17 protein-coding genes are annotated in these 19461 nt (G+C 73.9%); 6 read left to right on the top strand and 11 right to left on the bottom strand.

The annotated features are described in order from the left end of the window. Position 1: 1 nt before the first annotated feature. The 3 genes from ABEB06_RS34000 to tdh form a co-directional block, all read right to left on the bottom strand. Positions 2 to 1813, bottom strand: a complete 1812-nt coding sequence (locus tag ABEB06_RS34000) for a phosphatase PAP2 family protein (protein ID WP_345700766.1) — start codon at positions 1811 to 1813, stop codon at positions 2 to 4. Positions 1814 to 1948: 135 nt separating this feature from the next. Then, positions 1949 to 3139, bottom strand: a complete 1191-nt coding sequence (locus ABEB06_RS33995; RefSeq protein WP_345700765.1) for a glycine C-acetyltransferase — start codon at positions 3137 to 3139, stop codon at positions 1949 to 1951. Positions 3140 to 3178: 39 nt separating this feature from the next. Beyond that, on the bottom strand, positions 3179 to 4207 hold the full coding sequence (gene tdh / locus ABEB06_RS33990) for an L-threonine 3-dehydrogenase (protein WP_345700764.1): 1029 nt from the start codon (positions 4205 to 4207) through the stop codon (positions 3179 to 3181). 321 nt (positions 4208 to 4528) lie between these two features. Here tdh and ABEB06_RS33985 point away from each other — a divergent pair, with 321 nt between their 5' ends. Then, positions 4529 to 6484 carry a fibronectin type III domain-containing protein gene (locus tag ABEB06_RS33985; protein ID WP_345700763.1) on the top strand — a complete coding sequence of 652 codons (1956 nt, stop codon included), beginning with the start codon at positions 4529 to 4531 and terminating at the stop codon, positions 6482 to 6484. Between the two features lie 67 nt (positions 6485 to 6551). On the opposite strand, the gene ABEB06_RS33980 is transcribed toward ABEB06_RS33985, so the two are convergent. Together ABEB06_RS33980 and ABEB06_RS33975 are read right to left on the bottom strand one after the other, a co-directional pair. Further along, positions 6552 to 7064, bottom strand: a complete 513-nt coding sequence (locus ABEB06_RS33980) for a hypothetical protein (protein ID WP_345700762.1) — start codon at positions 7062 to 7064, stop codon at positions 6552 to 6554. Positions 7065 to 7145: 81 nt separating this feature from the next. Continuing rightward, positions 7146 to 7934, bottom strand: a complete 789-nt coding sequence (locus ABEB06_RS33975) for a glucose 1-dehydrogenase (protein WP_345702079.1) — start codon at positions 7932 to 7934, stop codon at positions 7146 to 7148. A 46-nt stretch (positions 7935 to 7980) separates the two neighbouring features. Between ABEB06_RS33975 and ABEB06_RS33970 the strand changes: the two genes are divergently transcribed. After that, the gene (locus ABEB06_RS33970) at positions 7981 to 8643 is read left to right on the top strand and encodes a YoaK family protein (RefSeq protein WP_345700761.1); all 663 of its coding nucleotides are present in this window, start codon (positions 7981 to 7983) and stop codon (positions 8641 to 8643) included. Positions 8644 to 8656: 13 nt separating this feature from the next. Here ABEB06_RS33970 and ABEB06_RS33965 read toward each other — a convergent pair whose 3' ends face one another. The 4 genes from ABEB06_RS33965 to ABEB06_RS33950 all read right to left on the bottom strand — a co-directional run bounded on the left by ABEB06_RS33965 (position 8657) and on the right by ABEB06_RS33950 (position 14476). Then, positions 8657 to 11281 carry a WD40 repeat domain-containing protein gene (locus ABEB06_RS33965; RefSeq protein WP_345700760.1) on the bottom strand — a complete coding sequence of 875 codons (2625 nt, stop codon included), beginning with the start codon at positions 11279 to 11281 and terminating at the stop codon, positions 8657 to 8659. Between the two features lie 39 nt (positions 11282 to 11320). Then, positions 11321 to 12709, bottom strand: a complete 1389-nt coding sequence (locus tag ABEB06_RS33960) for an ATP-binding protein (protein ID WP_345700759.1) — start codon at positions 12707 to 12709, stop codon at positions 11321 to 11323. Beyond that, positions 12706 to 13122 carry a hypothetical protein gene (locus tag ABEB06_RS33955; protein ID WP_345700758.1) on the bottom strand — a complete coding sequence of 139 codons (417 nt, stop codon included), beginning with the start codon at positions 13120 to 13122 and terminating at the stop codon, positions 12706 to 12708. Before ABEB06_RS33955 ends, ABEB06_RS33960 begins: the two co-directional genes overlap by 4 nt. 148 nt (positions 13123 to 13270) lie before the next feature. Continuing rightward, the gene (locus ABEB06_RS33950) at positions 13271 to 14476 is read right to left on the bottom strand and encodes an FAD-dependent monooxygenase (RefSeq protein WP_345700757.1); all 1206 of its coding nucleotides are present in this window, start codon (positions 14474 to 14476) and stop codon (positions 13271 to 13273) included. 157 nt (positions 14477 to 14633) lie between these two features. Between ABEB06_RS33950 and ABEB06_RS33945 the strand changes: the two genes are divergently transcribed. Further along, on the top strand, positions 14634 to 15617 hold the full coding sequence (locus tag ABEB06_RS33945; RefSeq protein WP_345700756.1) for a TetR/AcrR family transcriptional regulator C-terminal domain-containing protein: 984 nt from the start codon (positions 14634 to 14636) through the stop codon (positions 15615 to 15617). 24 nt (positions 15618 to 15641) lie between these two features. On the opposite strand, the gene ABEB06_RS33940 is transcribed toward ABEB06_RS33945, so the two are convergent. After that, positions 15642 to 16700 carry an ATP-dependent DNA ligase gene (locus ABEB06_RS33940; protein WP_345700755.1) on the bottom strand — a complete coding sequence of 353 codons (1059 nt, stop codon included), beginning with the start codon at positions 16698 to 16700 and terminating at the stop codon, positions 15642 to 15644. Positions 16701 to 16771: 71 nt separating this feature from the next. On the opposite strand from ABEB06_RS33940, the gene ligD reads away from it, so the two are divergent. The 3 genes from ligD to ABEB06_RS33925 are packed head-to-tail and all read left to right on the top strand — an operon-like array spanning position 16772 to position 18596. Then, positions 16772 to 17767 carry a non-homologous end-joining DNA ligase gene (gene ligD, locus ABEB06_RS33935; RefSeq protein WP_345700754.1) on the top strand — a complete coding sequence of 332 codons (996 nt, stop codon included), beginning with the start codon at positions 16772 to 16774 and terminating at the stop codon, positions 17765 to 17767. A 2-nt stretch (positions 17768 to 17769) separates the two neighbouring features. Next, positions 17770 to 18273: a pyridoxamine 5'-phosphate oxidase family protein gene (locus ABEB06_RS33930; protein ID WP_345700753.1), complete on the top strand. Its 504-nt coding sequence runs from the start codon at positions 17770 to 17772 to the stop codon at positions 18271 to 18273. A 53-nt stretch (positions 18274 to 18326) separates the two neighbouring features. Then, a complete protein-coding gene (locus ABEB06_RS33925; RefSeq protein WP_345700752.1) occupies positions 18327 to 18596 on the top strand; it encodes a DUF2087 domain-containing protein in 270 nt (89 codons plus the stop codon). 20 nt (positions 18597 to 18616) lie between these two features. Here the strand turns inward: ABEB06_RS33925 and ABEB06_RS33920 are convergent, their stop codons facing one another. Further along, positions 18617 to 19327: a hypothetical protein gene (locus tag ABEB06_RS33920; protein WP_345700751.1), complete on the bottom strand. Its 711-nt coding sequence runs from the start codon at positions 19325 to 19327 to the stop codon at positions 18617 to 18619. Positions 19328 to 19461 lie beyond the last annotated feature (134 nt).

Raw genomic sequence — 19461 nt, 5'->3', positions numbered from 1 at the left:
GTCAATTCTGCCAGCCGGGTGGAGGTGCCCTGCCCGTGAGCAGGCACTGGACCGCGACGCCCGCCGTCAGCACGGCCGCCCCGCCCACCGCGTCCAGCACCCAGTGGTTCGCGGTCGCCACCACCACGAACAGCGTGACCAGCGGGTACCCGACCGCCAGGGCCCGCAGCAGCGGGCCGCGCGCGGTGGTCACCACCGCCAGCGCGCACCAGGCCGCCCACGCGATGTGCAGCGACGGCATCGCCGCGTACTGGTTGGTCAGCACGGTCAGCGGGCCGAGCGGCGCACTGTCCGGTGTGCCGTACGGGGTGTCCCGCAGGCCGAGGCCGGGGGTCAGCCGGGGCGGGGCGAGCGGGTAGCCCCAGAAACCGACCAGGGCCAGGCCGGTCGCCGCGAACAGCACCGTCCGCGCGGGGCGGTAGCGGGCCGGGTGGCGCACGTACAGCCAGGCGAGGACGGTGAGCGGAACGGCGAAGTGCAGCAGGGTGTAGTAGCCGTGGGCCGCCTTCAGCAGCCAAGTCGCCCGGAGTGCCCAGGTGTTGACCGTCCGCTCGATGTCCAGGCCGAGGAGCCGCTCGACCCGGGCGACCTCCAGGGCGTGGGCCACGGCCTCGGAGGCGCGGGCGGGCGCGGCGTTGCGGACCCAGGTGTACCCCGCGTAGCAGACCTGGATCAGCAGCAGTTCCAGGAGCAGGTTGGGCCGGGACAGCGGGCGGAGGGCGGCGGGCAGCAGCGGGACGCCACGCCGGCCGGACGGGCGGGGCGGCGGCGCTGCGCGGCGGACCTCCCAGCACGGGTCCCGGCGGATGCGGAAGCGCAGCGCGCAGGCCACCGCGAGCAGGGCCAGGGCGGGGGCGTTGCGCAGCAGCACCCCGGTGAACGGTTCGATCCCGGGGTCCAGGACGCTGCTCGGCAGCAGGACCAGCACGGCTGCCGTGAGCGGCCAGAGCGTGCGGTCCTCCGGGCGGCGGCCGAGCCGTCCGCTGCCCGCGAGCAGCAGCCAGCCCAGGTCCGCCGGACGGGCCGTCGGGGCGAGCGCGGTGGCGGCGCAGCCGAGCACACCGAGCGCGAGCAGCCGCTGCCCGTCGGCGGCAAGCCGGGCGCTGCGGCGGAGCGCGAGCAGCACGGCGACGGCGGCGACCGCCGACCAGCCGAGCAGCAGTGGCAGCCCGTGGACGCCGAGCCGGTGCCCCACCCCGAGCAGCGACTGGTCGCCGAGGCCGGCCTCTCCACCCGGCGACCAGCGCCCGATCGCGCCGGCGGGGTCGGCGGCGAGGACGGCGGCCGGGACGGCGAGCGCGGTCAGCGCCGCGGTCCGGCCCCGGCACCGCCACAGCGGCAGGGCGAGGAGCAGCAGGCCGGGCTGGAGCGCGACGGCTCCGCCGAGCGCCGCGCCTGCGGCCACGGCGCCGCCACGCGGCACCGGCCGGGCGGGCAGGAGGGCGGCGAGCGCCAGCGCGAGGGCCGCGACCCCGCCGGCGGCGGCCGCGGGCGGGCCTCGGAGCGCCGCGACCGCGAGGAGGGCCGCGAGGCCGGCCGCCACGGCGGCCGGCCGGGGCACCGCGCGGGCGGCGCGGCCCGGGTACGGCACCCCGCGAGCGGTCGAACCCCCGCGCTGCCCGCCGCCGGCGACAGGCCCCGGGCCGTCCGCTCCCCCGACGGCAGGCCCCGCGCGCTGCCCGACGCCGGCCGCGGGCCCCGGGCCGTCCGCTCCCCCGACGGCGCGGCCGGGGTACGGCGCTCTTGGCGCGCGGGGGCCGTGGGCCACGCCGCCGGTCGCCTCGGGCGTCGCGGCGGACAGGTGGTCGCGCATCCCGCTCTCCTCTCGCCGGGTCCACCCGGGCGCCTGCCCGGGAAGCGGCCGCGAACCACGCGGACCGGGAAAGGAGCGAGCCGCCGGCCCCGGGGTGGTTCGAGGGTGGGGGGCCGGCGGCTCGGGGGAGGGTGGTCAGGCGTCGAGCGCCTCGCGGGCGTCGATGAAGGCGGCCACGGCGCGCTCCACGTCCTCGGTGGAGTGGGCGGCGGAGAGCTGGACCCGGATCCGGGCCTGGCCGTGCGGGACGACCGGGTAGGAGAACCCGATCACGTACACGCCGCGCTCCAGCAGCAGCTCGGCGAGCCGGCCGGCCCGCGCCGCGTCGCCGATCATGACCGGGGCGATGGCGTGCTCGCCGGGCAGGATCTCGAAGCCCGCCTCGGTCATCTTCGTCCGGAACAGCGCGGTGTTGGCCGCGAGCCGCTCGCGCAGGTCGTCGGAGGTCTCCAGCAGGTCGAGGACCTTCAGCGAGGCTGCGGCGATGACCGGCGCCAGCGAGTTGGAGAACAGGTACGGGCGCGAGCGCTGGCGCAGCAGGGCGACGATCTCGCGGCGCGCGGCGACGTAGCCGCCGCTGGCCCCGCCGAGGGCCTTGCCCAGGGTGCCGGTGATGATGTCGACCCGGTCCATCACGCCGTGCAGCTCGGGGGTGCCGCGCCCGCCGGGGCCGACGAAGCCGACGGCGTGCGAGTCGTCGACCATGACCATGGCGTCGTAGCGGTCGGCCAGGTCGCAGATCTCCGCCAGCGGGGCGATGTAGCCGTCCATCGAGAACACGCCGTCGGTGACGATCAGGCGGCGGCGGGCGTCCTGCGAGGCCTGGAGCTGCTTCTCCAGGTCGGCGAGGTCGCGGTTGGCGTAGCGGTGGCGGCGGGCCTTGGAGAGCCGGATGCCGTCGATGATCGACGCGTGGTTGAGCGCGTCGGAGATCACCGCGTCGCGCTCGTCCAGCAGGGTCTCGAAGACGCCGCCGTTGGCGTCGAAGCAGGACGAGTAGAGGATCGTGTCCTCCTGCCCGAGGAAGTGCGACAGCCGCTGCTCCAGCTCCTTGTGCACGTCCTGGGTGCCGCAGATGAAGCGCACGGACGCCATGCCGTAGCCCCAGCGGTCCAGCGCGTCCTTGGCGGCCGCGATCACCTCGGGGTGGTCGGCCAGGCCCAGGTAGTTGTTGGCGCAGAAGTTCAGCACCTCGCCGCCGGTGCCGGAGGTGACCGTCACGGAGGCGGACTGCGGGCTGCCGATGACCCGCTCGGGCTTGAACAGTCCGGCCTCGCGGATCTCGGTCAGCGTGGCGGCGAGGTCGTCGCGGACGTTGTCGAACACGGGGAGGGTTCTCCTAACGGGAGGTCGGGCGGGCGGTGCTCAGACGGTCCAGTCGAGGATGACCTTGCCGCAGTTGCCGCTCGCGGCCTCGTCGAAGGCGGCGTCGAAGTCGGCGGCGGCGTAGCGGCCGGTGATCACGGGGCTGAGGTCGAGACCGCCCTCCAGCAGGACGGACATCGCGTACCAGGTCTCGAACATCTCGCGGCCGTAGATGCCCTTGATGGTGATCATCGAGGTGACGATCCGCGCCCAGTCGACCGGGAAGTCGTTCGCCGGCAGGCCCAGCATGGCGATCTTCCCGCCGTGGGTCATGTTGGCGATCATCGACTGCATGGCCTCGGGGCGGCCGGACATCTCCAGGCCGACGTCGAAGCCCTCGCGCAGGCCGAGCTTCTGCTGGCCCTCCTCGATGGTGTGCTTGGAGACGTCCAGCGCCAGCGAGACGCCCACCTGGCGGGCGAGCTCCAGCCGGTACTCGGAGACGTCGGTGATCATCACGTTGCGGGCGCCGGCGTGCCGGGCGACGGCGGCGGCCATGATGCCGATCGGGCCGGCGCCGGTGACCAGCACGTCCTCGCCGACCAGCGGGAAGGAGAGCGCGGTGTGCACGGCGTTGCCGAACGGGTCGAAGATCGCGGCGACGTCCAGGTCGACCGGCACCCGGTGCACCCAGACGTTGCTCGCCGGCAGCGCCACGTACTCGGCGAAGGCGCCGTCGCGGTTGACGCCGAGGCCGACGGTGTTGCGGCACAGGTGGCGGCGGCCGGCCAGGCAGTTGCGGCACTTGCCGCAGACCAGGTGGCCCTCGCCGCTGACCAGGTCGCCGACGTTGACGTCGGCGACGGCCGCGCCGATCGCGGCGACCTCGCCGACGAACTCGTGGCCGATGGTCATCGGCGTGCGGATCGTCTGCTGGGCCCAGCCGTCCCACTTGCGGATGTGCAGGTCGGTGCCGCAGATGCCGGTGCGCAGCACCTTGATCAGCACGTCGCCGGGGCCGATCTCCGGCTCGGGGACGTCGATCATCCAGAGTCCGGGTTCGGCGTTCTGCTTGACGAGTGCCTTCACTGCGAGCGCTCCTGACGCACGGAGGGAGGGGCCGGGTGCGACCCGAGGTTGAAATCTGCCTGGTCGGAGGGGGTGCGGTCCATCGAGGAATTCTTAACGGGGGCCACAGCAGGGCTGAACGATCGTGCCCGGCCAGGGCCGCGACCCGGACGGCGGTGCGGCGAATGCCACCCGTACGGAGCAGCCCCGGGAACCCTGACGGAGGTTCAGCAGTGCGGTCCCGAACCGTGGGCGGGCCTTGACATGACCAATTGGTCCAGTCCATTTTGTTGTCCGCGCTCCCACGCACCTCCACCCCCACACCCCCACCGGAGGTCCCCCGTGCACGCCCGCACCCGCCGCACCCGCCTGCCCGCCGCCGGCGTGGCCGCCCTGCTGGCGGCGGCCGCCGCCGTCACCGTGCCGAGCACCGCGCACGCCGCGAACATCCTGACCAACCCCGGCTTCGAGACCGGCACGCTCTCCGGCTGGTCCTGCTCGGGCGGCACCGGCTCGGTCGTCACCACCCCCGTGCACTCCGGCAGCAAGGCCCTGGCCGGCGCCGCCAGTGCGAGCGACAACGCCAAGTGCACCCAGACCGTCCAGGTCCAGCCGAACACGACCTACAGCCTCTCCGGCTGGGTCCGCGGCGCCTACGTGTACCTGGGCGTCACCGGCGGCACCTCCACCTGGACGCCGTCCGCCGCCAACTGGCAGCAGCTGTCGGTCTCCTTCACCACCGGCGCCGCGCAGACCACCGCCGAGATCTACACCAACGGCTGGTACGGCCAGGGCACCTACTACGCGGACGACATCAGCCTGGACGGCCCCGGCGGGGGCGGCGACACCCAGGCGCCGACCGTGCCCGGCTCGCTGGCCTCCACCGGCAAGACCGCGAACTCGGTCTCGCTCTCCTGGACGGCCTCCACCGACAACGTCGGCGTCACCGCCTACGACGTCTACCAGGGCGGAGCCCTGGTCACCACGGTCACCGGCACCAGCGCCACCGTCGGCGGCCTGGCCGCGAACACCGCCTACACCTTCACCGTCAAGGCCCGTGACGCGGCCGGCAACGCCTCCGCCGCCTCCAACGCGCTGACCGTCACCACCAACCCCACCGGTGGCGACACCCAGGCGCCCACCGCGCCCGGCTCGCTGGCCTCCACCGCCAAGACCACCAGCTCGGTCTCGCTCTCCTGGACGGCCTCCACCGACAACGTCGGCGTCACCGCCTACGACGTCTACCGGGGCTCCACGCTCGCCACCACGGTCACCGGCACCAGCGCCACCGTCGGCGGCCTGGCCGCGAACACCGCCTACACCTTCACGGTCAAGGCCCGCGACGCGGCCGGCAACACCTCGGCGGCCTCCAACGCGCTGACCGTCACCACCGACCCGAGCACCGGCGGCACCGGCTTCAAGCAGGCCGCGCCGTACCTGTACAACGGCTGGGGCAACCCGCCGGCCGCCACCACCGTGATGAACGCGACCGGCATCAAGTGGTTCACCATGGCGTTCATCCTCTCCTCGGGCGGCTGCAACGCCTCCTGGGACGGGCAGCGCCCGCTGACCGGCGGCGTCGACCAGCAGACGATCAACTCGGTGCGGGCGGCCGGCGGCGACGTCGTCCCGTCCTTCGGCGGCTGGTCGGGCAACAAGCTCGGCCCGAACTGCGCCGACGCCAACGCCCTGGCCGGTGCCTACCAGTCGGTGATCAGCGCCTACAACCTCAAGGCGATCGACATCGACATCGAGAACACCGACGAGTTCGAGAACTACACCGTCCAGGACCGGATCCTCGGCGCCCTGAAGATCGTCAAGCAGAACAACCCCGGCCTGAGGACCATCGTCACCTTCGGCACCTCGACCTCCGGCCCGACCGCGGCCGGCAACCGCCTGATCGAGCAGTCCAAGGCGATCGGCGCCGACATCGACGTCTTCACCATCATGCCGTTCGACTTCGGCAACGCCTCGACCAACATGTACACCGCCACCGTGAGCGCGGCCACCGGCCTCAAGAACAAGCTGAAGTCCACCTTCGGCTGGGACGACGCCACCGCCTACGCCCACCTCGGCATCTCCGGCATGAACGGTCTCAGCGACAACAACGAGACCACCACCGTCCAGAACTGGACCGACATCCGCGACTGGGCCAACACCAACCACATCGCCCGCCTGGCGTTCTGGTCGGTCAACCGCGACCGCGGCTGCGCCGGCGGCGGCCTGCAGGAAACCTGCTCCGGCATCGCCCAGAACGACTGGCAGTTCACCTCCATCACCGCCGGCTTCACCGGCTGACGCACCGCCGCACCACCCCTGACGCCCCGCCGGTTCCCCCCGGCGGGGCGTCAGCCCGTGGGTGCGCTCACTCCGGCCGCGGGGCCGGCAGCTGCCAGATCGGGTGGTCGGCGGGCGGGCGGCCGACCGCCCGGGCCAGCGGCCGGTTGCCGGGCAGCAGGCCGGCCCGGGCCGCGTTGAGGAACGCCAGGTGCCGCGCCTCCAACTGCTCGCGCAGCGGCAGCCAGGCGTCCATGCCGTGCCGGCCGCCGCGCAACGCGTGGCTGATCACCCACAGTTCGGCGTCCATCGCGTCGGCGGCCGCCGCCACCTCCGGCGGGGCGACCAGCCGGACCAGGCCGAGCGCCCGGTTCCACTCCGACCAGTCGAACTCCTCCTGCACGCCGGTCCTGGCCCACCGGCTGAAGTACCGGTGCACCTCCACGTACCCGCGCAGCACGTCGGCGCACGCGTCCCGGCAGGCGTCGCGCCCCCACTGCCGCTCCTGCGCCCGGCTGCCGAGCCTTCCGCCGGCCACCACCCCCGCGAGGGTCGCGACCGCCCCGAACGCCGACCCGGCGATCTCCCACACACCCGTCATGCCCGCCAGTATCGACCGCCCGGCCGGCCCTCCGTCAGGCCGTTCCCGGCCAGGGACCGCTCGGCGGGACGCGTCGCCCGGTCAGGCCAGGCCACCGCTGGCGCGGATGTTCTGGCCGGTGACCCAGCCGCCGTCCGGGCCGACCAGGAAGGCCACCACGTCGGCCACGTCCGAGGGGCGCCCGAGGCGCCCCAGCGGGGTCAGCGCGGCGACCGCCTCCAGGGCCTGCGGCGGGTTGGCGCCGCGCAGCAGCTCGGTGTCGGTGGCGCCCGGCGAGACGGTGTTGACGGTGATGCCGCGCGCCCCGAGCTCCCGGGCGGCGATCGAGGTCAGCTGCTCGACCGCGCCCTTGCTCGCGGCGTACGCGGCGATGCCGGGGGCGGGCCGGACGGTGTTCACGGTGGAGATGTTGACGATCCGACCGCCGTCCCGCATGACCCGCGCGGCGTGCCGGACCGTCAGGAACACCGACCGCAGGTTGACCGCCAGCACCCGGTCGAAGTCCTCCGCCCCGGTCTCGGCGAGCGGGGTCGGCCGGTAGGTGGTCGCCGCGTTGTTGACCAGGACGTCCAGGCCGTCCAGGTGCTCGTCGGCGGCGGCCATCAGCCGCTCCGCCCCGTCCGGCAGCGCCAGGTCCGCCCGGACGGCGGTCGCCCGGCCGCCCGCCGCCTCCACCGCGCGGACCACCTCGGCGGCCGCCTCCTCGCCGGTCGCGTAGCCGAACACCACGTGCGCGCCGTCGCGGCACAGCCGCTCGACGATCGCCCGCCCGATCCCCCGCGACCCGCCGGTCACCACCGCGGTCCTCCCGGTCAGCACAGCCCCCGCCTCCGCATCCGCATCCGAACAGACCAATCGAGGGCGCAGCATCTCACGGACGGGCGGCCGGGCGGGGCCGGCGTGGTGGACTGGGGCCATGGCGGCTCAGGGCACCTGGATGTTTCCCGGCGGGCACACCCACGCGCGGCTGGGCCCGCTGCTGCTGGTGCTGACCTTCGCGGGCGGGCTGGTCGACGCGGTGAGCTTCCTGGACCTCGGCAAGGTCTTCGTCGCCAACATGACCGGGAACGTGGCCTTCCTCGGGCTCGCGCTCACGGGTGTGGACGAGCTCTCCGCCCCCGCGTCCGGGACCGCGCTGGCCGGGTTCCTGGCGGGCGCCGCGGTGGCGGGCCGGGTGGCGCCCCGGGCGGGCGGGCACCGCCTGCTGTCGCTGGTGGTGGGGGCGCAGGCGGCGCTGGTCGCGGTGTCGCTGGGCGCGCAGCTGGCGGGCGCGGGCCGGTACCCGGTGCTGGTGCCGCTGGCGCTCGGGATGGGGCTGCAGAACGGGGTGGTCCACCGCCTGGCCCTGCCGGACCTGCCGACCACGGTGGTGACCCGGGGCCTCGCCGGGCTGGCCGCCGACCCGCTCGGCCCGGCCACCGTCCGGCGGGCGCTGACCGCCCTCGCCCTGTTCCTCGGTGCGCTGACCGGCGGGGTGCTGCACTTCCACGTGGAGCCGCGCGCGGCGCTGGCCGCCGTCCTGGCCCTGCTGCTCGCCGTCGCGGTGGCGGCCCGGTTCCCGTCCCGCGGCAGCCAGTAGCACCTTCCGCACCTCAAGCGGCACACGTGTCCCGGTAGTCGGTCCCGGGCAGGTAGCGTGCCCACTCCTCGCGGTCCAGGCCGCCACCCGCCACCAGGCACGCGGTCCGGTCGAGGTGGTCGCGCAGGTCGTAGGCCGGCCTCAGGTCCCAGAGGGCCAGCTCGCCACTGGCACCCGCGGCCGTCAACGTCCTGCCGTCGGTCGAGAAGACCAGGCCCTTGACACTCTCAGTGCCACTCGTCAGCGGCACACTGAGTTGACGGGGCTGGGCGCGGTTGCCGAGGTCCCACAGCAGGACGGCGCCGCCGGGCCCACCGGTCGCCAGGATGTCCCCCGACGGCGAGACGGCCACGACGGGTGGGGTGAGGCTGGTGCCGTAGGGGGCGAGCGGATCACCGATGCGGCGGGCGCGCTCGGGATCCGTGAGGTCCCACAGGATGACGGCCCCCTTGCCGTCGACGCCGGCCAGCAGGTCTCCGTCCGGGGACATCGCGACCCCACCCACCTCGCTTCCTTGGCCGAACAGCACCGGTCCCACCTGGTGCGCACGGCCGGGATCGGTGATGTCCCACAGCCGGACGGCGTTCATGTCCCCGGGGTCCTCGGGAACACCGGGGACGGGCGACGGAGGGATTCCTGTGGGATCGACGGGTTCGAGCCGCAACTCTCCTTCGCTGTCCGAGACGGTGATGGTGGGTCGGGGTACCGGACTGCGCGTGGTCGCCGGGGCTCCGGAGCCGTGGACCAGCGCCAGGACGCGACCGTCGCGGACCCGCCAGACGCCCAGCAGGCTCATGTCCTGCAGTGCCTTTCCGATCTGTCGGGGCAGGCCCGGAGTCCCGACCTCCCAGAGGACCACACCCCAGTCGCCCGTCATGAGGGTCTTCCCGTCGGCGGAGAACATCAGGATCCGCGTCGGTCCGGCGGAGCCGAGTGACCAGGACTCCGACCGTCGTGGGTGCTCACGATCGGCGAGGTCCCACAGGATGACGGTCCCCTCGGTGTCGCTCGTGGCCAGGGTCCTTCCGTCGGGCGAGAAGGCAGCGGAGTAGACCCCCTGCCCGGTGTGTCCGGTGAGGGTGGCGAGGAGGCGCGGTCGGGCCGGATCAGCCGTGTCCCAGAGGTCGACGGTGTTGTCCTGGCTGCCCGTCGCCAGCAGCTTTCCGTCCTGGGACACGGCGAGTGACTCGAGCAGCCCCAGCTCGTCCTGGTGTCCACCGAACGGAGGCCCGAAGGTGCGGGGCTGGCCGACGCGGTCCAGGTTCCACAGGGTGACGAGGCCGTTGCCGCCTCCGCCGGCAACCCTCCTGCCGTCCGGTGAGAATGCCACGACGCTGGGTGACTGACCACCCGCCAGTAGGTCGACGGCCCGGGGCCGGCCGATCTGGGTGGCGTCCCACAGGACCAGTCCGACGCCTTGGTCGTCGGTGGTGGCCATCGTCGCGCCCGTCGGCGCGAAGAAGACCGTCCGCCAACCGATCGCATTCTGGGCCACCGCTCCGGCGGCACGTGGCTCGGCGGGATTGCCGATGTCCCACAGCTCCGGCCCGAACGTTCCCGCGACGACCAGGGCCCGGCCGTCGCCCGAGAAGGTGAGCGAGTGCACGTTATACGGCTGGGCGGGGACGATCCGCCCGACCTGCCGAGGGGCCTCGCGCTGTCGGACGTCCCACAGCAGCACCGGGTTCTTGTCGGTCCGGCCGGCGGCCGTGGCCATCATGGTGCCGTCCGGGGAGAAGGCCAGTCTGTCCACCGGTTCGGGGTAGGCGGTGAGGGGCGGCCCGATCGGCTGTGGCTGGGCGGGGTCTTTCAGGTCCCACAGCTGGAGCCCGGGCGTGGCCGTTACCGCCCTGGCGAGCACCGCGCCGTCCGGTGAGAACCAGGTGCCGGACGAGGCCGCCCGGTCAGCCGCCAGGGGTGTGCCGGCCAGGCTGGGATGCTGCGGGTCGGCCAGGTCCCAGACGGCGACGGCCCCCTTGGCATCCGCTGCGACCAGTCGGCTGTCGCGCACCGAGAACACGACCTTCTCGGCGCCGTCGCCGTCGGGGATGGCGAGGGGTTCACCCAGCTGACGCGCCTGGTGGGGCTCGTTCACGTCCCACAGCATGACGCCGCCCCGCTGGAAGCCGGCCGCCAGGTACCGGCCGCTGGGCGAGTACGCCACCGACCGGATCTCGCTGTCCACGCCGGTGAGCTGGCCCGCGTACGGAGTCGTGCTGACCACTCGTTGCAGTGACCCGTAGGTGTCCGCGTCGCCGTGCAGCCGATGGGCCGCGATGTCGAGCCTCAGCGCGCTCCGCGGGTCGCTGTTCATCGCTGCATCCGCCTTCGCCATCAGCAGCCGGACCGTGGCGACCTTCTGTTGCTCCTGTGCGGTGGAGCGCTGCTGGAGGGCTACGACGGCGGCGCCGGAAGCGAGCAGGGCCAGCACGGCCAGGACCGCGATCACCGCCCGCCGTCTGCGCACCGAGCGCCGGGCGTTACGGACGGACGCTGCGAGGAAGGCTGCGGCAGTGGTGCTCGGCCGGTCACCGTCCGCGTGTCCGGCCCACTCCCGGGCGGCCTGCAGACGGATACCGCGGTAGAGCAGGCTCGGATCGCGGCGGGCGTCGGCCCACTCCTGTGCGGCCTGTTCCAACTGTTGCCGGACGATCAGACCGCTCCGGTCGGTGTCGATTCACCGGCGGAGCCGCGGCCAGGCCCGGAGCAGGGCCTCGTGGGTGATCCCGACGGTGTTCTGACGCTGGGTCAACAGTCGGCCGCGGGTGAACGCGTCGACGACCACCGCGACGGTGTCCGGGTCGTCGCCGATACCGTCGAGCTCGGCACGCGCCACCTGGCGGCGGGTGTCCTGGGTCCCGTCTCCGATCCTCACCAGCCGGAGGAGCAGCGCGCGTGCGATCCGCTGCCCGGCCGGGTCGAGTGCGGCGAACCGGCGCTCGGCGGTGTTCGCGATGGCCTGGTGGATACCCCCGGTGGCCCGGTAGCCGTCCACGGTCAGGGTGCGGCCTTGCCGCTGCTGCCAGGTGGCCCGCAGGGCGTGGGCCAGGTAGGGCAGTCTCCCGACCTCATACGCACCGCTGCCGCTGTTGTCCGCAGTGGTGCCGGCCGCTGCGTCGTCGGTGTCCCCGCCGCGGTCACCGCCGCTCGGGTACGAGTCGGCGCCGAGGTCGCGCAGCAGTACCTCGACCAGGCCGGGCTCCACCTCCAGACCCACGTCCCTGGCGGGGAAGAGGACGGCCTCCCGCAGTTCGTCCTGCGTCATCGGCCCGACCAGCACCTGGCCTTGCCGAAGGGCTTCGCGCAGCTGGGGGAAGCCGGCGCAGGCACCGTAGAAGTCCGACCGCAGGCCATACACGACAACGGCCGGCGGGCTTTCCCGGCCGGTGCCCGTCCCTGCCAGCCCGGCCAGCACGTCGAGGAACCGGTGCTGTTCCCGCTCGTCGGCCCCGAGGGTGAACAGCTCCTCCAACTGGTCGACCACCACGACCAGCCTGCCATCCCGGCCACCGGCTCCGCCGAGCGCCGAGCGCAACCGCGCAGCTCCCGACGCGGAGCCGGCGTCCTCGACCTCCTGCAGCGTCAGTCCGGCGATCTCAGCGAGGCCTGCCTCCAGCGAGGCCATGGGCCAGTCCGTGGGGGTGATCAGCACCTGCGGCCAGTCGGCAGAGCCCGCGACCGGCAGCGCGCCCCGCCGGACGGCCGGCAGCAGTCCGGCCCGCAGCAGCGAGGACTTGCCGGCCCCCGAGGGCGCGGTCACCACCAACGGCCCGCCGGTGACCAGCCGCTCGTCCAGCCGCAGCAGCAGGTCGGCGGTCAGCCTGTCGCGGCCGAAGAACCAGCGGGCCTGGTCGGCCTCGAACGCGGCGAGCCCGGGGTACGGGCACTCACCGGCGTCCGCGTCCGGTGCGATCGGCACGGTCCGTCGGGTGCGGCGGACGCCGTCCTCGTAGTGCACATGCAGGTCGCGCTCGGCGATGTACTGGTCGCGGGCCGCCTGGAAGATCCGGCTACGGTCGGCACCCCAGGCCCGGAGGCCGGGCTCGCCGCTCCCTGTGTCGCTCACGAGTCGGTGATGTGCTGGTCGCGGCCGGCCTGGAAGACCCGTGCGTGGCCGGACGCCTCCGCTTTCATCGTCAGCTTCCCGATCCGGGTCCGCTCGTCGGCCGGCAGCACCGGGGTGAGCCGCTCCTCCAGCATCCGCCGGACCTCTTCGATCAACGCCGCGTCCTCCCGGACCAGTCGCTGAAGCTCGGCCTGCCAGGTGCCGGCCAGCGCCTGCTCGGTCTCGGCGTCGCCCGTCCGGCGGGCCTCCAGGACTTCCGCCCGTACGGTCTCCAGCTCGGCGCCCACCTGCTCGGCGCGCTCCGGATGCACCCTGCGCCACAGCCCGACGGCCGCGTCCCGGGCCTGTTCCCACGCACTGGTGGCCATGGCGGACACCAGCGTGGTGCCTGCGGCCATCACGATCGGATCCATCCGCACCTCCTCGGACCATTCCGAGGCACCACCGTAGGGAGACGGAAGACCGGATTCCGCACGCCTCACCGTGATCCGGCTGCCGACAACCCGGCCGGGTCAACGCGCAGGTCCGAGCGGTCCGCCCGCGGCAGCTGGTGAAGCCGGGTCAGTGGACCGGCTCGGCGTAGTCGGGCAGGTCGATGTCGGCGGCCTTGGCGAACTGGGCGGCCATCAGGGGGCGCATCGGCCAGCGGGTCATCCAGCGCATCGAGGCGGCCCGCATCCGGATGGCGAGGGCACTGTTGGGCGCGAAGCCGCCCATGCCGCCGGGCGGCAGCTCCTGGGCCTTGGTGACGTACGGGCGCATCAGCTCCTCGTACCGGGCCAGGGCGGTGCCGAAGTCGCCCCGGGAGGAGGCGAGTTCGCCGGCCAGCAGGTAGCCGCCGACCAGGGCGAGGCTGGTGCCGAGGCCGGTGAGCGGGGTGGGGCAGTAGCCGGCGTCGCCGACCAGGGTGACCCGGCCGCGCGACCAGCCGTCCAGGTGGACCTGGCCCATCGACTCGAAGAAGAAGTCGTCGGCGCGGTGCATCGCCTCGATCAGCCGCGGGGTCTGCCAGCCGGCGCCCGCGAAGCGCTCGGCGATCAGCCGGCGCTGGGCGCCGAGGTCGCGGCGGTCGTACGCGAGCGGGCCGGAGCGGAAGCTGAGACCGGCCTTGACCTCGCCGGGCCGGCGGCCGGGGCGGGCGGAGGAGACCAGGCCGCCGGGGGTGTTGTGCATCAGGTACCAGCCGTCGAGGTCGAGGTCGAGCTCGGCGGTGAACCAGGCGGTGTAGCCGCCGATCGGCCGGAAGCACCCGTCGGCGCGGCCGAAGGCGAGCCGGCGGACGGTGGAGTGCACGCCGTCGGCGCCGACCACCAGCGCGAAGCGGCGCGGGGCGGCCTTCTCGAAGGTGACGGTCACTCCGTCGGCGTCCTGGTCGAGGGCGGTGACGGTGTCGTCGAAGAGGTACTCGGTGTCCTGGCGGGTCGCGTCGTACAGCAGGTCGGCGAGGTCGCCGCGGAGGATCTCGATCTCCGAGACGATCCCCTCGCCGCCGAAGGCGTCGGCGGGCATCCGGGCGTCGATCCGGCCGCGGGAGTCGACCAGGGCGAAGCCGCGCTGTTCCAGGGAGACCGCGCGGGCGGCCTCCATCAGGCCCATCCGGGTGATGACGGTCCGTCCGGCACCGCGCAGGTCGACGGCCTGGCCGCCGGGTCGCGGCGCGGGGGCGCGCTCGACGACGACGGGGGCGAAGCCGGCTCGGCGTAGCCAGTACGCGAGAGCGGGTCCGGCGATTCCTGCACCTGAGACGAGGATGTCGTTGTTCTCCATGACTCGAATGTACGGTGTACGCGTGCACTACTGCAAGCCTTGATATGGCAGTTCAAGTGGCATCCGCACTAGTGCACCAGGGCGTCAAAGGGGCGCGCTGCGGGTATTCGCACAGGCCCGGCGCTAGGGTGAGTGCACTAGTACACGGAGGTGGTCGGTGGAGCGGTACAGCCAGATCGTGGCCGAACTGCGGGGTCGGATCGAGAGCGGGCGGCTGGCACCCGGCGACCGGGTGCCCTCCACCCGGGAGATCACCCGCGAGTGGGGCGTGGCGATGGCCACCGCAACCCGGGTGCTCACCGAACTGCGCACCGCCGGGCTGGTCCGGGCAGTGCCGGGCGTGGGCACGGTGGTGGCCGCCGTCGACCGCCCCGCCGGAGCCGCCCCGCCCTCCGAAGCCGCCCCGTCCGCGGCGCCGGCCGCCCCGGCCCGCAGGGGCGCCGCCGCGCCGCCGGCCGCGCCCCGCCCGCAGCCCGGGGAGCCCGCGCTGACGCCGGAGCGGATCGTGGCCGCCGCCGTCGCGGTGGCCGACGCGGAAGGGCTCGCCGCACTCTCCATGCGCCGGGTGGCGGCCGAGCTCGGCGCCGCCACCATGTCGCTGTACCGCCACGTGGCCGACAAGGAGGACCTGCTCTTCCGGATGCTCGACGCCGCCTTCGCCGGCCACCCGCTGCCCGCCGACCCGCCGCCCGGCTGGCGGGAGCGGCTCGACCTGGCGGCCCGCCGGCTCTGGGCGGCGTTCCGCCGGCACCCGTGGCTGGCCTCCGCGATGTCGCTGACCCGGCCGCAGCCGGTGGCGAGCGCCCTGCCGTACACCGAGTGGGTGCTGGCCGCGCTGGAGGACCGCGGGCTGGACGACCAGACCGTCTTCACCGCGCACCTGGTGCTGCTGAACTACGTCCGCGGCGTCGCGCTCAACCTGGAGCTGGAGCGGGAGGCGGAGGCGCAGACCGGCCAGACCAGCGAGGAGTGGATGGACGCCCAGGAGGACGAGCTGTCCGTCCTGCTCGACCCGGCCCGCTTCCCGCGGCTGGCCGCGATGGCCTCCGCGGGGTACGACTTCCAGCTGGACGGGCTGTTCGAGTTCGGCCTCGCCCGGATGCTGGACGGGCTGGCGGTCCTCATCGGCGAGCGGCCGTGACCGGCGGGCGGCCCTGACCGGCGGTCAGCGCAGCAGCTCCCCCAGGTCGTAGGAGACCGGTTCCTCCAACTGGACGTAGGTGCAGCTCCCCGGCTCCCGGTCCGGCCGCCAGCGCTTGAACTGCGTGGTGTGCCGGAACCGGGTGCCCTCCATGTGGTCGTACCCGACCTCCACCACCCGTTCGGGACGTAGCGGCACCCAGGACAGGTCCTTCTTCCCGGTCCACCGGCTGACCGCGCCGGGCAACCGGGAGGAGGCCTGCGCCTCCTCGTCCGCCCACGCCGCCCACGGATGGCCGCCCAGGTCGTCCAGCCGCAGCGGTGCCAGCTCCTCGACCAGTTCGCGGCGGCGGGCCATCGGGAAGGAGGCGCTCACCCCGACGTGCTGCAGTTGCCCGCCCTCGTCGTACAGGCCGAGCAGCAGCGAGCCGACGACCGGGCCGCTCTTGTGCTCGCGGTAACCCGCCAGCACGCAGTCCGCGGTCCGGACATGCTTCACCTTGAACATCGAGCGCTCGCCCGGGCGGTACGGCTGGTCGAGGGGCTTGGCCACCACCCCGTCCAGCCCGGCGCCCTCGTACTGGGCGAACCAGGTCCGGGCGGTGTCCAGGTCGGTGGTGGCGGGCGCCAGGTGGATCGGCGGGGCGACGCCGGCGAACGCGGCGGCCAGCGCCTCGCGGCGGTCCGCGAGCGGCTGCTCGGCGAGCGGGGCGTCGTCCAGCGCGAGCAGGTCGAAGGCGACGAAGGAGGCGGGCGTGCGCTCGGCGAGGGTGCGCACCCGGGAGGCGGCGGGGTGGATCCGCTCCAGCAGCTCCTCGAAGTGCAGCCGGCCGTCGTGCGCGATCACGATCTCCCCGTCCACCACGCAGCGCGGCGGCAGCACGGCCTTCACCGCCTCCACCAGCTCCGGGAAGTACCTGGTCAGCGTCTTGCCGGTGCGACTGCCCAGCTCGACCTCGTCGCCGTCGCGGAAGACGATCGCGCGGAAGCCGTCCCACTTCGCCTCGTACTGCATGCCGGGCGGGATCTCGGCGACCGACTTGGCGAGCATCGGCGCCACGGGCGGCATCACGGGGAGGTCCATGGCTCCGATGGTCGCCCGCTGGACGCGCGGCCGCCCGGCGGGAACTGCCGGACAGGCCTAGCGTGGGGGCCATGGCTGGAGCTGTGGAGCTGGAGGTGGACGGCCGGGCGGTGCGGCTGTCCAACCCCGACAAGGTGTACTTCCCGGAGCCCGGGTTCACCAAGCGGGACGTCGCCGAGTACTACCTGGCGGTCGCGCCCGGCGTGCTGCGCGGGCTGCGGAACCGCCCGACCACCCTGCAGCGCTTCCCGGACGGGGTGGAGGGCGAGTTCTTCTACCAGAAGCGCGCGCCCAAGGGCCTGCCCGAGTGGCTGCCGACCGCGCGGATCGCCTTCCCCAGCGGCCGCACCGCGGACGAGGTCTGCCCCACCGAACCGGCCGCCGTGCTGTGGGCGGCCAACCTCGGGTGCCTCACCTTCCACCCGTGGCCGGTCCGCAGGGACGACACCGAGCACCCCGACGAGCTGCGGATCGACCTCGACCCGCAGCCCGGCACCGACTTCCACGACGCCGTCCGGGCGGCGCACGCGCTGCGCGAGGTCCTCGACGCGTACGGGCTGCGCGGCTGGCCGAAGACGTCCGGCGGGCGCGGACTGCACGTCTACGTGCCCGTCGAGCCGCGCTGGACCTTCACCGACTGCCGGCACGCCGTCATCGCCCTCGGCCGCGAACTGGAGCACCGGATGCCCGGCGAGGTCACCACCCAGTGGTGGAAGGAGGAGCGGGGCGAGGCCATCTTCGTCGACTACAACCAGATGGCCCGCGACCGCACCATCGCCTCGCCGTACTCGCTGCGCCCCCGGCCGCAGGCCACCGTCTCCACCCCGCTGCGCTGGGAGGAGCTCGACGAGGTCTCCCCCGCCGACTTCACGCTGCGCACCGTGCCCGAGCGCTTCGCCGAACTCGGCGACGTGCACGCCGACATGGAGCAGCACGCGTTCTCGCTGGAGGCCGCGCTGGAGCTCTACGCGCACCAGGGCGCCGGCGACCTGCCGTACCCGCCGGACCATCCGAAGATGCCCGGCGAGCCGGACCGGGTGCAGCCCAGCCGCGCGAAGAAGCACTGACCGTGGGCGGCGCCGAACCGATGGCGGGCCGGCCGTACATGCCCGGGTACGGGATCCGGCCGGCCGCCGAGGGCAGCGGGCTGCTCTCCTGGTCCTGGGCGCGGCGGCAGCTGACCGACTCGCACGAGTACTGGGTGGCCACCACCCGGCCCGACGGGCGGCCGCACCTGATGCCGGTCTGGGGCGTCTGGCTGGAGGACGCGCTGTGGTTCAGCAGCGGGCTGCGCTCGCGCAAGGCCCGCAACCTCGCCGAGCAGCCGATGTGCGCCGTCGCCACCGACAACGCCCTCGACCCGGTCGTCGTCGAGGGCCACGCGGAGATCGTCACCGGCCTCGCCGACATCGGCCTGTTCCTGGACACCCTCAACGCCAAGTACCGGACGGCGTACCGGATCGACTTCCTCGACCCGGGCGTCAACGCCACGGTCCGGGTCGACCCGGTGCAGGCGATCGGCCTGGTCCAGCGGGACTTCACCGGCTCCCCGACCCGCTGGCGCTTCCGCTGACCGGCCCGGATATCCGCTTGTGCGGGCCGGGCGGCGCTGGGAGCCTTCCCCCCATGTCCGAAACCGCCCGCACCCCCGACGTGGCCCAGCTCTTCTCGCACGGCCGGCTGACCGCGATCCCCCGCCGCCCGGCCCGGCGCCGACAGCTCCTGGAGCACCTCGTCGAGACCCTCCTGGAGCCCGGCCGCACCTACACCGAGCCCGAGGTCAACGACGCGCTGCGCACCGTCCACGACGACTGCGCGGCGCTGCGCCGCTACCTGGTCGTCGCCGGCCTGCTGCTGCGCAGCCCCGACGGCGCGGAGTACCGCCGGGCGGCCTGAGCCTCCCGGCGGCCGGACGCTCAGCCGAAGGAGAGCGGGGCCCTGACCTCCCCGAGCAGCTCGCGGGTGCGGGAGAAGGCGCCCAGCCGCACCGCCGCGACGATCCAGGCGGCCCCGAACGTCCAGACCGAGAGGGCCTCGCAGAGGTAGAGGGGCGTGACGGTCCAACGGCTGCCCCAGCCGGTCAGACCGGCGACGACCGCGACGGCCAGGAAGAAGGGGATCAGGAGGCCCGCGGCCAGGTAGAAGCGGTTGACGGCCGGGCCCGCCGGGCCGGACCGGCCCCGGAACGAGACCAGGCAGAAGACCGCCAGCGCGCAGAGCAGCACTCCGGCGAACACCAGGTGCAGCACACCGACCACCTCCTGGAAGGCGGTGGCCGCCCTCGGCATGGTGGGGAACAGCGCGACGCCGATCGCGAACCACCCGGCGACGCTGGTCCACACGTCGTCACGCCGGTCGTAGCGGTAGCCGATCAGGAACACGCCGAGCGCGCACAGGCTGCCGACGAAGACGTTCCGGGTGCTGGTGTAGTACGAGCCGCTCATGCTGGCGGGCATGATGTCGGTGGGGTGGCCCAGCTGCACGAAGATCCAGTTGCCGAGCGGCAGGGCGATCGGGAGCAGCAGCCCGATCACGCCGACGCCGAGGCGCAGTCGCATCACCGTCCGCCGGTCCTGGTCGGCCGACCAGGACCGGACGCCGTCGTCGCCGTTGTCGCCGTTGCTCATGCCGACTCCCTCCCGGACACGGGGGTACCGCAGGGCAGTATGCCCGCGGAGCAGCACGATTCCACCTGCTCGGAGGGGGTGTCGGGCTCGGACCGGCCGGGTGTCGGGGTCGGACCGGCCGGGTGCCGGCGCGG

Source organism: Kitasatospora terrestris, from assembly GCF_039542905.1.
Classification (GTDB): Bacteria; Actinomycetota; Actinomycetes; order Streptomycetales; family Streptomycetaceae; genus Kitasatospora; species Kitasatospora terrestris.
The sequence above is the reverse complement of the archived record's forward strand: the minus strand, read 5'-3'. Positions and strand labels throughout refer to the sequence as shown.

Bases quoted from the DNA above. Each gene is read 5' to 3' on its own strand.
- ABEB06_RS34000 (WP_345700766.1), bottom strand. From the start codon at position 1,813: ATGCGCGACCACCTGTCCGCCGCGACGCCCGAGGCGACCGGCGGCGTG.
- ABEB06_RS33975 (WP_345702079.1), bottom strand. From the start codon at position 7,934: ATGCTGCGCCCTCGATTGGTCTGTTCGGATGCGGATGCGGAGGCGGGG.
- ABEB06_RS33955 (WP_345700758.1), bottom strand. From the start codon at position 13,122: ATGGATCCGATCGTGATGGCCGCAGGCACCACGCTGGTGTCCGCCATG.
- ABEB06_RS33925 (WP_345700752.1), top strand. From the start codon at position 18,327: ATGTCCGAAACCGCCCGCACCCCCGACGTGGCCCAGCTCTTCTCGCAC.
- ABEB06_RS33940 (WP_345700755.1), bottom strand. From the start codon at position 16,700: ATGGACCTCCCCGTGATGCCGCCCGTGGCGCCGATGCTCGCCAAGTCG.
- ABEB06_RS33920 (WP_345700751.1), bottom strand. From the start codon at position 19,327: ATGAGCAACGGCGACAACGGCGACGACGGCGTCCGGTCCTGGTCGGCC.
- ABEB06_RS33980 (WP_345700762.1), bottom strand. From the start codon at position 7,064: ATGACGGGTGTGTGGGAGATCGCCGGGTCGGCGTTCGGGGCGGTCGCG.
- ABEB06_RS33970 (WP_345700761.1), top strand. From the start codon at position 7,981: ATGGCGGCTCAGGGCACCTGGATGTTTCCCGGCGGGCACACCCACGCG.
- ABEB06_RS33950 (WP_345700757.1), bottom strand. From the start codon at position 14,476: ATGGAGAACAACGACATCCTCGTCTCAGGTGCAGGAATCGCCGGACCC.
- ligD (WP_345700754.1), top strand. From the start codon at position 16,772: ATGGCTGGAGCTGTGGAGCTGGAGGTGGACGGCCGGGCGGTGCGGCTG.